Annotated in this window: 10 protein-coding genes; 6 read left to right on the top strand and 4 right to left on the bottom strand. The window is 33.9% G+C overall.

Annotated elements, in window-relative coordinates; all coding sequences use genetic code 11:
* The first annotated feature begins 120 nt into the window (after positions 1-120).
* A complete protein-coding gene (locus tag AC1VNJ_RS23995; protein ID WP_482641400.1) occupies positions 121-1,092 on the top strand; it encodes a helix-turn-helix domain-containing protein in 972 nt (323 codons plus the stop codon).
* A gap of 145 nt (positions 1,093-1,237) precedes the next feature.
* Here AC1VNJ_RS23995 and AC1VNJ_RS23990 read toward each other — a convergent pair whose 3' ends face one another.
* Genes AC1VNJ_RS23990 through AC1VNJ_RS23980 form a run of 3 tightly spaced genes read right to left on the bottom strand, consistent with a single transcriptional unit; the run spans position 1,238 to position 5,357 of the window.
* Positions 1,238-2,443: a Zn-dependent alcohol dehydrogenase gene (locus tag AC1VNJ_RS23990; RefSeq protein WP_482641399.1), complete on the bottom strand. Its 1,206-nt coding sequence runs from the start codon at positions 2,441-2,443 to the stop codon at positions 1,238-1,240.
* Positions 2,444-2,470: 27 nt separating this feature from the next.
* A complete protein-coding gene (locus AC1VNJ_RS23985; RefSeq protein ID WP_482641398.1) occupies positions 2,471-3,994 on the bottom strand; it encodes an aldehyde dehydrogenase family protein in 1,524 nt (507 codons plus the stop codon).
* 1 nt (position 3,995) lies between these two features.
* On the bottom strand, positions 3,996-5,357 hold the full coding sequence (locus AC1VNJ_RS23980; protein ID WP_482641397.1) for a lyase family protein: 1,362 nt from the start codon (positions 5,355-5,357) through the stop codon (positions 3,996-3,998).
* Positions 5,358-5,657: 300 nt separating this feature from the next.
* On the opposite strand from AC1VNJ_RS23980, the gene AC1VNJ_RS23975 reads away from it, so the two are divergent.
* Together AC1VNJ_RS23975 and AC1VNJ_RS23970 are read left to right on the top strand one after the other, a co-directional pair.
* Complete coding sequence (locus AC1VNJ_RS23975; protein WP_482641396.1) at positions 5,658-6,452, top strand: IclR family transcriptional regulator; 795 nt, start codon at positions 5,658-5,660, stop codon at positions 6,450-6,452.
* A gap of 358 nt (positions 6,453-6,810) precedes the next feature.
* Complete coding sequence (locus tag AC1VNJ_RS23970) at positions 6,811-8,175, top strand: MFS transporter (protein ID WP_482641395.1); 1,365 nt, start codon at positions 6,811-6,813, stop codon at positions 8,173-8,175.
* 559 nt (positions 8,176-8,734) lie between these two features.
* Here AC1VNJ_RS23970 and AC1VNJ_RS23965 read toward each other — a convergent pair.
* Complete coding sequence (locus AC1VNJ_RS23965) at positions 8,735-9,460, bottom strand: MurR/RpiR family transcriptional regulator (protein ID WP_482641394.1); 726 nt, start codon at positions 9,458-9,460, stop codon at positions 8,735-8,737.
* 198 nt (positions 9,461-9,658) lie between these two features.
* Between AC1VNJ_RS23965 and AC1VNJ_RS23960 the strand changes: the two genes are divergently transcribed.
* Genes AC1VNJ_RS23960 through AC1VNJ_RS23950 form a run of 3 tightly spaced genes read left to right on the top strand, consistent with a single transcriptional unit; the run spans position 9,659 to position 13,447 of the window.
* Positions 9,659-10,453 (top strand): SDR family oxidoreductase, encoded by a 795-nt coding sequence (locus AC1VNJ_RS23960; protein WP_482641393.1) that lies wholly within the window; start codon positions 9,659-9,661, stop codon positions 10,451-10,453.
* Between the two features lie 37 nt (positions 10,454-10,490).
* Complete coding sequence (locus AC1VNJ_RS23955; RefSeq protein WP_482641392.1) at positions 10,491-12,002, top strand: FAD-binding oxidoreductase; 1,512 nt, start codon at positions 10,491-10,493, stop codon at positions 12,000-12,002.
* 29 nt (positions 12,003-12,031) lie between these two features.
* Complete coding sequence (locus tag AC1VNJ_RS23950; protein ID WP_482641391.1) at positions 12,032-13,447, top strand: FGGY-family carbohydrate kinase; 1,416 nt, start codon at positions 12,032-12,034, stop codon at positions 13,445-13,447.
* Positions 13,448-13,462: the final 15 nt, after the last annotated feature.

Below are 13,462 nucleotides of genomic sequence, written 5' to 3'. Positions count from 1 at the left end.
TATTTTTATAAGTTAGTTATATCATTTACATATCATGCATAAAAACTTTTAAACTGTAATTACTAATATATATGTTATAATTAATCATTGAATGAAATAGAAAGAAAAGGAGTGTATGTAATGATTGATAATCCTGTTAAAATTATTACTATTGAAGATGTGATGGAGATGTTAGTTATTTCATCAAAGAAAACAATTTATACATATATTCAACAAGGAAAATTAAGCCCTATCAACAAAGATGACTGGCATATCGAAGGACGTTATGAATTTGATATCGAAGATGTTGTTCGTTTACAAGAAGAGTTAAAGAAGCCTGGACTTACGACAAAAGAGGTAGCGCAGCAACTTGATATCTCGGTTACAACGGTCAATAAATATATTAAGCAAGAGCTGTTACCAGCATTCCAAGAAGAATATCGAGGAATTAATTGTTATTTTGTCAATGAAGAAGATTTAGAAGAATTTAAGCGTACACATGAAGTTGGGCGCAAACCGAGTAAGCGTCATTTCTATCACGCTGAACAAAATGTGGCTTTATTTCAGCTTTTTGTAAAAAAAGGTGAAGAAAAAGAGCAGTTTGCACGTATCATCTCGGTGGAAGATCCAATTATAGCCATTACAGAGCAACATGAAGAGTTAACAGTGGAAGAATTACTTGATCGAGGCTATGAAGCAGCCTATAAAATTGAATCGAAAAAAACGATTACGAAAGAGGGCTATGCAACGTTTGCTTTTAAGCAAACAGCCTATGCAAAGTCACAACTTTATAAGCTCATGGATTTATTTTATCAGTACCTAAGCCCTACCAACATGAGAATTACTCCACAAGAAGAGAAAGAACAATTTATCGTTGAAATTAAACCCGTATTATTGACGGAATCAGCACAAGAAATTGTTGAGCTATTAGAGTCGGTTCTTGTCTCAGGGAAGATTAACAAACGCAGTCGTGGTATTTATATTGATAGCGATTTAGAAGTGTTACGCGTAAAGGTATCAAGCGATTTAAAGAAAGAACTACAGCAAAAAGCCAAGGAATTAGGCAAAAAGAATGTGGAAGAATTGTTATTGTACGCTGTACAAAAATTGTGAGATAGATTGAAACTTAAAGATAACTAACTGTTAGGTTTAGTATAAAATGCCTTACAAGGAGTCCTTGATCATAACAGTTTTAGTATTAAAATATTGTTGTTAAAATAGAAAAGCAAATCGTTATACTAACGATTTGCTTTTCTATTTATGCTTCTACAAGCTCAGTATCATCAGTTCTTTTAAAAGAGTTTTCTATCGTAACAAATTCAATAGTACGTTTATTATCAAAGTTGTTTTCTAATGGGAATTCAATAACTGTTCTGCCAACGTTAATACAACAATCATTATGAAATGCTTCAAAAGCTTCATTAATAGCGTTTAATTGAATACGATTTAAAATTAAATCATCCAAATTGAATTTCCCATCTAAATAAAGTCTAGCGATAACAGGGAAATCGCGAAAAGGTTGAGTATCACCGTAAAAGCTTCCTTTTAAAACTTTGCCTAATCGGTGAAATCCTCCAGCTGGAAGGTTAAGGGTCTTATTTGGATTAAATGCTCCTACTGCTACTACTGTTCCTCCCTTTCTAGTTCCTTTCCATGCGTTTTCAGTTGCTATGGTATTTCCAGTACAGTCAATAGAAAAGTGTACTCCGTATCCATCTGACATTGCTTTTAACTGTTCTTCTGTGTTTTCACTGGCTACGTTGATTGTATGCGTTGCTCCAAACTTTTTAGCAATTTCAAGATTAGCTTCTTTTACATCACATGCAATAATTTTGGCTGCTCCAGCGATACGTGCACCTTGAATAGCATTTACTCCAACTCCACCAATTCCAAATATAGCAACAGTGGATCCAGGAGTAACTTTAGCAGCATGAACTGCTGCACCATATCCAGTTGCAACTCCACAACCAATCAATGATGCTTGTGTTAGAGGCATTTCATCTGGGATTTTCACACACGAAAGCTCAGGAACTACAGCATACTCAGCAAATGTTGAAAGCAGAGAGTTATGGTAGATTGTTTTTCCATCTTTATTTAATCGTGATGTGCCATCAAGTAGGGTTCCATTAAACATAGGGCCAAAAGCAGATTCACAAAGGTGAACAGAGCCTGTAACACAAAATTCGCAAGTTCCGCAATAAGGGACCCAACTTAATGCAACCTTATCACCTATCTTTAGTCCTTTTACATTAGGGCCCACTGCTTCGACAATACCAGCGCCTTCATGTCCCAAAATTGTAGGTAAGGGTGTAGATTCATCGTTTAGTGCATTTAAATCACTATGACATACACCAGTTGCAGCGATTTTAACAAGAACTTCATTTGCTTTTGGTTCTTGTAAAGTAACTTCTTGTATTTCAAGTGATTTCCCTAACTCTACCATAACTGCTGCTTTCATTTTCATAATTTTTTCCCCTTTATCCCTAAATTATTAATAAGCAAACCAAATGGCTTTTTGTTTTGTATAAGATTGAAGTGAGTGAACAGCAAATTCTTTTCCCCAACCACTTTGTTTCCATCCGCCAAACGGACTAGCAAAATCATAGCAACCATATTTGTTTACAAATACCATTCCAGCTTCTAATTTTTTAGCCACTCGATTTGCCCTAGATACATCCTTAGTCCATAATCCAGCGCCAAGTCCATAAATTGAGTCATTTGCCATTTTAATAACTTCCTCTTCTGTATCAAAAGGAATGACACAGAGTACTGGACCAAAAATTTCTTCTTGAGCGATTTTCATACTATTGGTAACTTCAGCAAAAATAGTAGGACGGACAAAATAACCATTAATATTATCTCCATCCGTATCTCGTTTTCCTCCCGCGACAACGCGAGCGCCTTGCTGTTTTCCACTCTCAATATAATTTAAAATTCGCTCCATATGCTCTTTAGAAACCTGTGCACCTTGATCAGTTTCTGGATTAAAAGGATCGCCTAATTTATAGCTGTCTGCCAGTTCTCCAAGACGATTAACTGTTTTATCGTAAATGCTATGATGTACAAATAATCGAGTAGGTGCAGAGCATTTTTCTCCTTTATGAGTAAACAAACCATAAAAAGAGCGATCGATTGCTTCCTCTAAATTTGGAGCATCATCAAATAAGATATTTGCTGACTTTCCACCAAGCTCTAATGACACAGGTTTTAAGTTAGAATCAGCTGAATCATGTACTAACTGTCTACCAATTTGAGTACTACCTGTAAATGTAACTTTGTCAATTCCCATATGGCGAGAAATATACGAACCGGTCTTTCCATCTCCTAAAACTAAATTGATAACTCCGGGTGGTAAAATCTTTGCTTCGTCGATAATTTCAAATAGACGAATAGCTGAGAAAGAAGTTTTATCAGCAGGCTTTAAAATCACAGTATTCCCCATAGCCAGCGCTGGGGCAAGTTTCCAAGCAGCCATATCGATAGGATAATTAAATGGAACAATCTGTCCACATACACCTATAGAATCTCTAGTTGTAATACTTAGAAAATCACCTTCTACAGGGTTATTTTCACCATAGTATTTGTCTGTCCAACCAGCGTAGTAGGAAAAAATATCTGATGCTTCTTGTACATCATCGTTATAAGATTCTGTGTAAAGTTTTCCATTATCAAGAGTTTCAAGGGTAGCTAGCTCAGCTTGATGCTTTGAGATTAATGAACTAATCTCATGCATAATCTTCGCTCGGTTTTTACGTGTCATCTTACTCCATGGCCCCTGATTAAAAGCAAAACGTGCTGCTTCCACTGCCTTATCGACCTCTTCTTTTCCGGCACCATAAAAATCTCCAATCTTTTCTCCATTAGCTGGATTAATAGATTCAAAGATAGAGCTGCTAGAAGTTTCTATCCATTTACCATTTATATATGATTTTTTTGTACTCTTTAACCATTCCCTTGCCCATTCTAATTCAGGTTGTTTAATTCCTATAAATTTTCTCTCACTGACTTGTTTCAAATTAATCGCCTCCACCATAAGCTAATGATTTTAATTCACTTTTACTTTTTTCATTAATTAATTTAGAAACAGCTTCATAACCATATTTCTCTTTTAAATTAACAACTGTCGGTATAAAGCTATTAGATAACTCGTTACATCGTTCATCATTTGCTGTAATATTTCTTAAACACTTTTCTGCAAATAAATTTAATGCTTTTTCAAGTATCTTCATTTCTTCTAAAATATTTATCCCTGTAGCGCTTTCAAAAATATTTAAATTTAATTCTCCGTGTTCCAAGGTTGCCTGAACAGCACGGTCGTGTCCCAAAACTTGAAAACAGCACTGTATCAAGGTTTCTGGAATTACAGGATTTACTTTACCAGGAAAAAATGAAGACCCTGATTGGACTGAAGGAAGAGAAATTTCAAAAAATCCTGCTTCTGGCCCTGAAGATAATAATCGTAGGTCTTTAGCAATCTTAACTAAACACGTTGCAAGTAAAGCTAGTTGCTGAGATACCTCAACTAAATCATCAATATTTTGAGCCGCATCATATAAATTTTTTCGATGAATAAATTCTACACCTGTTACCTCGGTTAGCTTTTCTAAAATGATATTTCTATAGCTTTCTGAAGAACCTGTACCAGATCCAATAACTGTTCCGCCTAAGTTCACTTGTTTTAAATTATTTACTACCCTTTCAAGATTAAAATGTCTCCTCTCAATAACCGCAGCATATCCACTAAACGTATCTCCTAGTCGTACTTCCATCCCATCCTGAAGACAAGTTCTAGAAATAGTCTTTATAGACATAAATTCTTTTGCTTTTTGATTTAATAAATTAACAACAACTTTTAGTACAGGATCCAGCAATTCATACTGTTTTAGAATTGCTAGTCGCATTGATGTGTGACATACGTCTGAAGTAGATTGAGAAGCATTTACATGAGTAATGGGATGAACAGGGCAATAAGTTCCTCTTTTTTCTCCAAAAGATTCATTTGCTAAATTTGCTATTACTTCGTTAATGTTCATATTTGTACCAATCCCACCACCACCATGGTAGACATCTACAATAAAATGTTGTTGATATTCTCCTCCAATTAGCTTATCGCATGCCTTTTTAATTAGACTCCCTATTAGTTCATCAATCTCTTGAGACTCCATGTTAGCGAGTGCTGCTGCTTTCTTTACCAATGCTAACGACTTTATGTATTGAGGATATTGACTTAATTGGTGTCCAGAAAACGACAAGTTTTGGACGGATCTCATTGTTTGTACACCATACAGTGCATTGAGTGGAACTTCTAGCATTCCAAAAGAGTCATATTCTTCTCTATACGCTATTACTTCATATTCTTTTATAAAAACACCTCCCAAACATCATCCTAAAAAGGTAAAAATATACATATATCATTTTTAATGCGGACAGTACAGCCTCTACTCTCTACTGCCTATTAAATATTTCAATTAAACAAGTAAGCGCTTTCTAATTGTGTGAATAGATAAATTTTAACTCATGTATCCACACATCTATTTGTTCATATTATGAACTATATATTCTTATTATGAACAAAATTAGTATAAAATGAAGGAAGGTTATATGTCAACAATTTTTCTGATTATTTAGATTGAAATAAATATTAGATTTTAGAATAGTTTATAAGTTATAATTTAATTATGGAAAATAATAATAATATAAAAAACCATCAAATCATTAAACAAGAAAACCCTTCAGTACAAGCAGTAGATCGGGCTATTATATTATTAAAATTAATAGCAGATAGTTCAAATCCAATATCTATAAACGAATTAATCGAAAAAACAAATTTAAATCGTACAACTGTATGGCGCCTTGTAGGAACTTTAGAAAACCATGACCTAATTGAGCGTGATCCTGTTACAAAAGGATATCAGATTGGATATGAAACTATCCGTATGGCTAACCTTGCACCACAATATCATTCTCTTGTACGACGTTCTCGATGGGTTATGGAAAAGCTAAGAGATGAATTTCAAGAAACTGTATTGCTTAGTGTACCTAAACACTTTACAACTCTTACCATCGAGCAAATCGATCCTAATCATAGTATAAGATTAGTTGATTATGTAAATGCATATTTGCCACTGCATTGCACGTCTAATGGAAAGATGTTATTAAGTTATTTTTCAACAGAAGAGTTGGACATTTTTTTAAAGAAACCACTTGTAAAAGTTACCGCCTCAACTATTACAGACCCTAATAAACTGAGAGAAGAAATTAAAGATATAAAAGAAAACGGAATTAGCTTCTGCCTTGGGGAATTGGATGAGAATGAAAATGGAATTTGCGCCCCTATTATTGATAAGAAACAAAATTTAGTTGGATTTTTAAATGTGTGTGGCCCTAGTTTTCGTTTTACAGAAGAAAAGATGTCAACTGTTAAAAATCGTTTAGTAGAAGCTTGTAAAAGTATATCGAAAAATCTCGATTAGAACTGTAAATTCTTTTGACTTCAATCAACAACACCTTACAGGTGTTGTTTTTATTATGTGGTAATATCTAAGTTAATCGCTATATTTTTATGTAATTCACAAAAATAATGACCTAAAGTAAATAAATAAAATATTTTTAAAAAAGTTTGACAATTAAGCAGGCAACTAATTATAATTCTTCTTATATTTCATAATGCGAAAATAAAGTTCATTATACGAACTAAACCTCTACAGCTCCAAAAACAGGGCCCGAATGAGAGCGCTTACCGTGTTGTGTCAGATTTGTATTTTTGCTATTCCTTATGTACAGATAAACTGAAACTCTTTAAAATTAACGATTTTACTTGGGGGTTAATTTATGAATCAAAATAAAACTGTCAAGCTAGATGATGCTCCACTTAACAAGTTTCATGTAAAGATTGCTGGTCTTACTTTTGGCGCTCACTTTACAGATGGGTATATTTTAGGCATTATTGGTATTGCTCTGACGCTTCTAAAACCGGAGATGGGGCTCTCTCCTTTGTGGGTTGGATTGGTGGGAAGCTCTGCGTTAATAGGGCTTTTTTTAGGAAGCTTAATCCTTGGTTGGATTTCAGATTTTATTGGAAGACAGAAGATATTTGTGTTTAGCTTTATCCTCATTACACTAGCATCATTTTTTCAATTTTTTGCAGATAATGCGATGGAACTAGTGTTATTAAGGATTTTAATTGGCATTGGATTAGGGGGAGACTATAGTGTAGGGCATACAATGCTTGCTGAATTTTCTCCAAGAAAATATCGTGGAGTTTTACTTGGATCTTTTAGTGTAATATGGACATTTGGTTACGTTGCATCTAGTATCATAGGATTCTATTTATTAAAAACAGGACCAGATGCTTGGAGATGGATGCTCGTATCATCTGCTATTCCAGCTTTAATCATTTTAATACTCCGTATTGGAACTCCAGAATCTCCAAGGTGGTTAATTAGTAAAGGGCGAATTGATGAAGCAAGTCAAATTGTAAAGAAGTATGTAGGGAAAAATGTAGTTTTAGACGATGAAACTCCTATAAAAAATAATGCTAGCTTTTCTTCTTTGTTCAGTAAAAATTTAAGAAAACGTACACTCTTTAATTGTCTGTTTTTTGTTTGTTTGGTTATTCCTTATTTTGCTATATATACTTTTCTGCCAGATATTTTAAATACGATGGGGTTAAGTGAAAACTTTGGAACTGATTTATTGTTAAACGGTATATTAGTAGTGGGGGCAATTTTAGGAATTCTATTCACTATAAAATACTCTCGAAGAGGCTTTCTAATAAGCTCTTTTATTTTCCTAAGTATTGCCTTGTTTTTGCTAAGTATTCTGCCTGATAATGCTAATATGTTTATGATTGTTATTTTTGCTGCATTTACTTTAATAATGTCTGCGGTTAGTAACCTTGTAGGAGTATTTCCTGCCGAGAGTTTTCCAACAGAAATTAGATCTTCTGGTGTAGGTTTAGCTACTTCAATTAGTAGACTCGGTTCAGCTGTAGGAACTTTTCTTCTACCAATAAGTATTTCGGAATTGGGGATGAGCCCTACCATGCTTACTCTTACAGCTGTACTAGTCATTGGAACGATTGTTTCAATTGCATGGGCACCTGAAACTAAAGCCCTTACCTTAAGTGAAGCAAGTGGAAACAGTGAAAATGGCAACTTAGATAATTTAATTCCTAAAAATAAGAAAACAGTTTAATTTAATTGGGTTGACTCATCAACGATCAGTCAACCTTTTATTTTTTACCGGGAGCTGGGAGCGATGTTCTTTTTATGATATCGGTACTAATACTAAGATTAGAGTTTCCTAGTGAAGTCTATCTTATGCAGGAAGAACAATAAGTTGATAAATAAGATAGAGTAATAGGTATTGAGTAAGGCATTGTCTTTTTTCTGTTAACTATTTAAATAGATTTTTGTTAATTGCAAGGATTAATAATATTGTAAAATGAAAAAACAGCCAAGGCTTTCTAAAAAAAGCGCTTGGCTGTTTTTATATCTCTTAATACAAGTAGATAAAAAGTCTTTTTAAATCAATAACTGGTATAAGTGGCTCTATTGACTCTTTATTAGCCACTTATTGATTACAATAAGGTCGCACCCTCTATCTAAATTTGGTGCATATTTATAAACTCCATGCCTAATCTTTATATAGATCATAGATATTCTATGTACGTAAGAGTAAAAGCATCAGTACACCTAATATTTAGAACAAAATTAGGAAGAGCTTATTTTTCTCTCCCCTACTCCTTAATCCTTTATAAGTTATTTTTCTGTTGCTCTGACATCAGTTTTGCAATCACTTCTTCTATAAAAATAAAGAATACTGTTCGAGTTTTCTCAAATGGTAATAGACTTTCGTCTTGAGTAGAATTTGTTAAATAAAATATGTTATCAACTTCTACAGTTAGAGAAGTATTATATTCTTCTAAAATTAGTAACATTTCAGCTCCACAAAACTTTGCTGTATTTAAAAGGTTTTCAAAAGAAGAAAATTTACCGGTTACAGAAAAAACAATTAATAAAGTTTCTTTGTCAACTAACCGTTGGGCATAATCTTCGCTTTGAGCTACAGAGATGCTTTTATCTGCTAGAAGAGAGAGTTTATAAGCAAAATACTCCATACAAATAAAAGATGGTCCCAATCCAAAAAGAACGATTTTATTGTACTGCTTAAAAATAGTCAAAAAGTTATCAATCACAACTGAGTCAAAGTTTTCTATATAATTTTTTAGTCTTTCAAGCTCAGTAGATTTTTTTTTATCTTCAGAAATGATTTGTTCCCCACTAAAAAATTGCTTGTACTGTTTAAAACTTTCGAACCCTAGTTTCCGTACAAGTTTTGACACTTTTGAAGAAGAAACATCACAACGATCGGCTGCTTCTAATATTTTTATATTCTCATTACTTTTAATAATGTTTGAAAGCTTATTGTGAACAGAAAGCTCTAGTGGATTCAATTTATTTAAATTTATATTTATCATAAGACCTCTCTTTTCTAATATAGTACAAATATTTTAATTCATTGGAATATAACAGTCAATTAAAAACAGAAAATTTTCCATAAATAAAATAAAAACAAAAAAATAAAGAAAATTTTCTATTGAATCCGTTTACATTTTAGAATTCATCATGTAATATAACCTTAGAAAATCAAAAATTGTTAAAAGGAAGGCATAAATATGAATACTGAAAAAGTGAGTATTAATGATTTCTCAATGGGTTTTTTTAGCTTAAAAGGAAAAGCTGCCATTATAACAGGAGGAAATTCTGGAATAGGGCAAGGCTTAGCTTTAGCACTTGCGAAAGCAGGGGCAGATATTTTTGCAGTTAGCATCGCTGATGACAATAACGAAACGAAAAAAATGATTGAAGCAGAAGGTGTTCAGTACCATCTTATGATTACAGATGTTACTCAAGAAGGTGCTTGTAAAAAAATTGCTGAAGAATGCATTAATATCTATGGAAGAATAGATATTCTGATGAATAATGCAGGTATTTGTATTAATGAACCAGATGTGACTAAGTTTACTAGACTTCACTGGGATAAAATGGTCGCTATCAATTTAACGGCAGGTTTTGAATTAGCTCACGAAGTGGCAAAGTTTATGATCCCACAAAGAGCCGGAAAAATCATTAATACTTGCTCCTTGTTTTCATACCTTGGAGGTCAGTGGTCACCAGCATATGCTGCAACTAAACATGGTTTAGCAGGATTTACGAAGGCATATTGTGATGAATTAGCTCAATTTAATATTCAAGTTAACGGTATTGCGCCTGGATATTTTGCTACTGCTGTTACAGCAGAGACACGATCTAATCCTGCAGCAAATCAACGGATTTTAGATCACATCCCCGCAAATAGATGGGGTAATATTTTAGATTTAATGGGAACCGTTGTATTTTTAGCTTCAGACGCTTCAAATTATGTAAATGGTACTCTAGTGACTGTTGATGGTGGATATTTAGTAAGATAACACAAAAAAAGAAATGGATAAAAGGAGAAATGCTGAGATGGCTAATGAAAATTTATTAAAAGAAGAAACTACAATTGTAAAAGAAAAATTATTGAAAGAATTAGAGTCAATTATTTCAGTAGAACATATTATTACTGATCATGAGGCGCTATATGATGCGTCAGCAGATCGTTATAAAAAATACGCAAAGGCTAAAAAAGTCCTTGACGTTCCAATGCCAATGGCAATTGTATACCCACATACTACAGAAGAAGTTCAGTCACTTCTGCAGTTTTGCAATAAGAATAAGATCAATGTTATTCCTCGAAGTGGAAAAACAGCTACTGAAGGCGGTCTTGAAAACTGGAAAGATATCGCTATAGTAATCGATGGATCAAGAATGAATAAAATTATTAAAATCGATCCATACAATATGCAAGCCACTGTCCAAGCAGGAGTAAAGCTACAAACTTTAGAAGATGAGCTACGTAAAATTGGTTACACTACAGGTCACTCTCCTCAGTCAAAACCAGTAGCACAATTTGGTGGATTATTGGCGACGAGAAGTATTGGACAATTCTCAACCTTGTATGGTGCTATTGAAGATATGGTTGTAGGATTAGAATGTGTGTTTCCAGATGGACATATTTCTAAAATCAAAAATGTTCCAAGAAGATCTGGAGGACCAGATATCAGACACATTGTTATCGGTAATGAAGGAACATTATGCTATATTACAGAAGTTACGGTGAAAATTTTTAAATATTCTCCTGAAAATAACGTTTTCCATGGTTATTTATTAAAAGATGTTGATACAGGTATCAACGTTTTAAGAGAAGTTATCACGAATGGATTTAGACCATCGGTGGCACGCGTCTACTCTGAAGAGGATGCTAGACAACATTTCTCTCATTTCTATAAAGACAAATGTGTGTTGATTTTTATGTCCGAAGGGCCAAAAGGTATTGTCAAGGCAACGAATGAAGCGATTGAAGAAGCAGTTTCTAAATTTCAAGAAGGAATCGTTGAAAAAGTAGAAGATCGATTAATTGAAAATTGGTTTAACAACTTGAATTGGACACAGGAACAGTTAGATCATGAATTCCAAACAATGGTTGACAAACATAAGCACGATGGTTTTACAACAGAAGTATCGGCTGATTGGGAAAATATCACGAAGATTTATCACAATGTAATAAAAAGAGTCAAGGAAGAATTCGATAGAATTGAAGATGTAACTATGCTTGGTGGGCACTCATCCCATAGTTATCTAAATGGAACAAATATGTACTTTGTATATAACTATAATATTAATTGTGCGCCAGAAGATGAAATGAGAATTTATCACCACCCTATTCATTCTATTATTATTGAAGAAACACTGAAACTTGGTGGCTCTATGTGTCATCACCATGGTATTGGAAAATATCGTACCGAGTGGACTGAGGCAGAGCATGGTTCTGCTTACTATATGTTAGAAAAATTGAAAGAAGCATTTGATCCTAATGGCATCATGAATTTCGGAACCATTTTCCCTCAAGAAGATGGTCTAAAATATATAAAAGGTTAATACAAGGTGATTATATGAGTAGATATGTAATGGGAATTGATAATGGCTCACAGAGTACAAAGGTAGCAATTTATGACTTTGAAGGAACGGAAGTTGCTTTTGGATCTTATAAATTAAAAGAAACGTTATCACCTGAACCAGGAATAGTAATCCATCCCGATGATGACTTATGGGACAGTGTGTATGGAGCGATTAAAGATTGCCTAGACAATTTTAATGGTAATCCTCAAGACATTGCCGGGATTGGACTTTGTACAATTAGGTGTTGTCGAGTTTTATTAAAAGAAAATGGCCATCTAGCTTATCCAGTGATAAGCTGGATGGATTCTAGACTTAATAAACCATATGTTCATTCTGATGATCAAGTCAAGTATGTAACGACAACTTCTGGTTATATAGGTTTTCGCTTGACAGGCGAGTTTAAGGACACAGCTTCGAATTACGAAGTTCACTGGCCGTTGGACCGCAAAACATTGGATTGGACTCAAGATACTGAACTATTTGAAGCATGTGGGCTGAAAAGAGAAATGGTATTTGATCTTGTAAAGCCAGGTGAAAAGCTCGGAACGATACGAAAAGAACTGGTTCACGAATTTGGATTTAACCAAGATACTCCAGTAGTGGCAACAGCCAATGATAAAGCTGTAGAGGCTTTGGGTTCCGGGATAAAGGATGAAGGAACAATCATGATTTCTCTTGGAACTTTTATTTCTTCTATGTTGTTAAGAAATGAATATAAAGAAAATGCTCTTAATTTTTTTCCTACGCTCGCATGTATTCCATTTAAATATGTTTATGAATCGAACGGAATAAGACGCGGTATGTGGACAGTGAGTTGGTTTAAAAAGTTAATCGGAGAAGAGCTTGTTACAGAAGCTGCAAAATTTGGTGTATCAGAAGAAGAATACTTGAATTTAAGAGCTCAAGATATTCCAGCGGGTAGCGATGGCTTAATAACCATCCTAGACTGGTTATCAACACCCTCCGTGCCCTATCGAAAAGGTATTATGATTGGATTTGATCAACGCCATACAAAATACCATATTTACCGTTCAATTTTGGAAGCGATTTCTTTTAATATCAAAAACAATATTGACGATATGTTAGAGGAAATAGATGTGACATTAAACGATTTAGTCGTAATAGGCGGAGGCTCTAAGAGTGATGTCATTATGCAAATTATTGCTGATCTTTTTGGTTTACCAGTTCATAGACGTATAGGTAACAGTAGTGCGTGTCTAGGAGCTGCCATATGTGTTTGCCAATATTTATCGGTTTACAAAGATTTTTATGAGGCTGCAAGTAAAATGGTTAAAACTCAACAAACATTTTTTCCAAACCCAAAAAACCATGTATTCTACAATACTATTAACAACACTGTCGTGAAAAATGTGAGAGTTTATACAGATGAAATTTTAAAGCAATCTTATCCCATTTTTGCTTAAGAAAAGAGTGATTTT

This window comes from Priestia sp. 3CA3, assembly GCF_056836725.1.
This window is presented reverse-complemented; position numbering and strand designations above follow the sequence as displayed.

What these genes read in the sequence shown, in the direction of transcription:
- AC1VNJ_RS23950 (WP_482641391.1), top strand. Translation starts at nt 12,032, where the DNA reads ATGGGAATTGATAATGGCTCACAGAGTACAAAGGTAGCAATTTATGAC.
- AC1VNJ_RS23955 (WP_482641392.1), top strand. Translation starts at nt 10,491, where the DNA reads ATGGCTAATGAAAATTTATTAAAAGAAGAAACTACAATTGTAAAAGAA.
- AC1VNJ_RS23960 (WP_482641393.1), top strand. Translation starts at nt 9,659, where the DNA reads ATGAATACTGAAAAAGTGAGTATTAATGATTTCTCAATGGGTTTTTTT.
- AC1VNJ_RS23965 (WP_482641394.1), bottom strand. Translation starts at nt 9,460, where the DNA reads ATGATAAATATAAATTTAAATAAATTGAATCCACTAGAGCTTTCTGTT.
- AC1VNJ_RS23975 (WP_482641396.1), top strand. Translation starts at nt 5,658, where the DNA reads ATGGAAAATAATAATAATATAAAAAACCATCAAATCATTAAACAAGAA.
- AC1VNJ_RS23995 (WP_482641400.1), top strand. Translation starts at nt 121, where the DNA reads ATGATTGATAATCCTGTTAAAATTATTACTATTGAAGATGTGATGGAG.
- AC1VNJ_RS23970 (WP_482641395.1), top strand. Translation starts at nt 6,811, where the DNA reads ATGAATCAAAATAAAACTGTCAAGCTAGATGATGCTCCACTTAACAAG.
- AC1VNJ_RS23990 (WP_482641399.1), bottom strand. Translation starts at nt 2,443, where the DNA reads ATGAAAATGAAAGCAGCAGTTATGGTAGAGTTAGGGAAATCACTTGAA.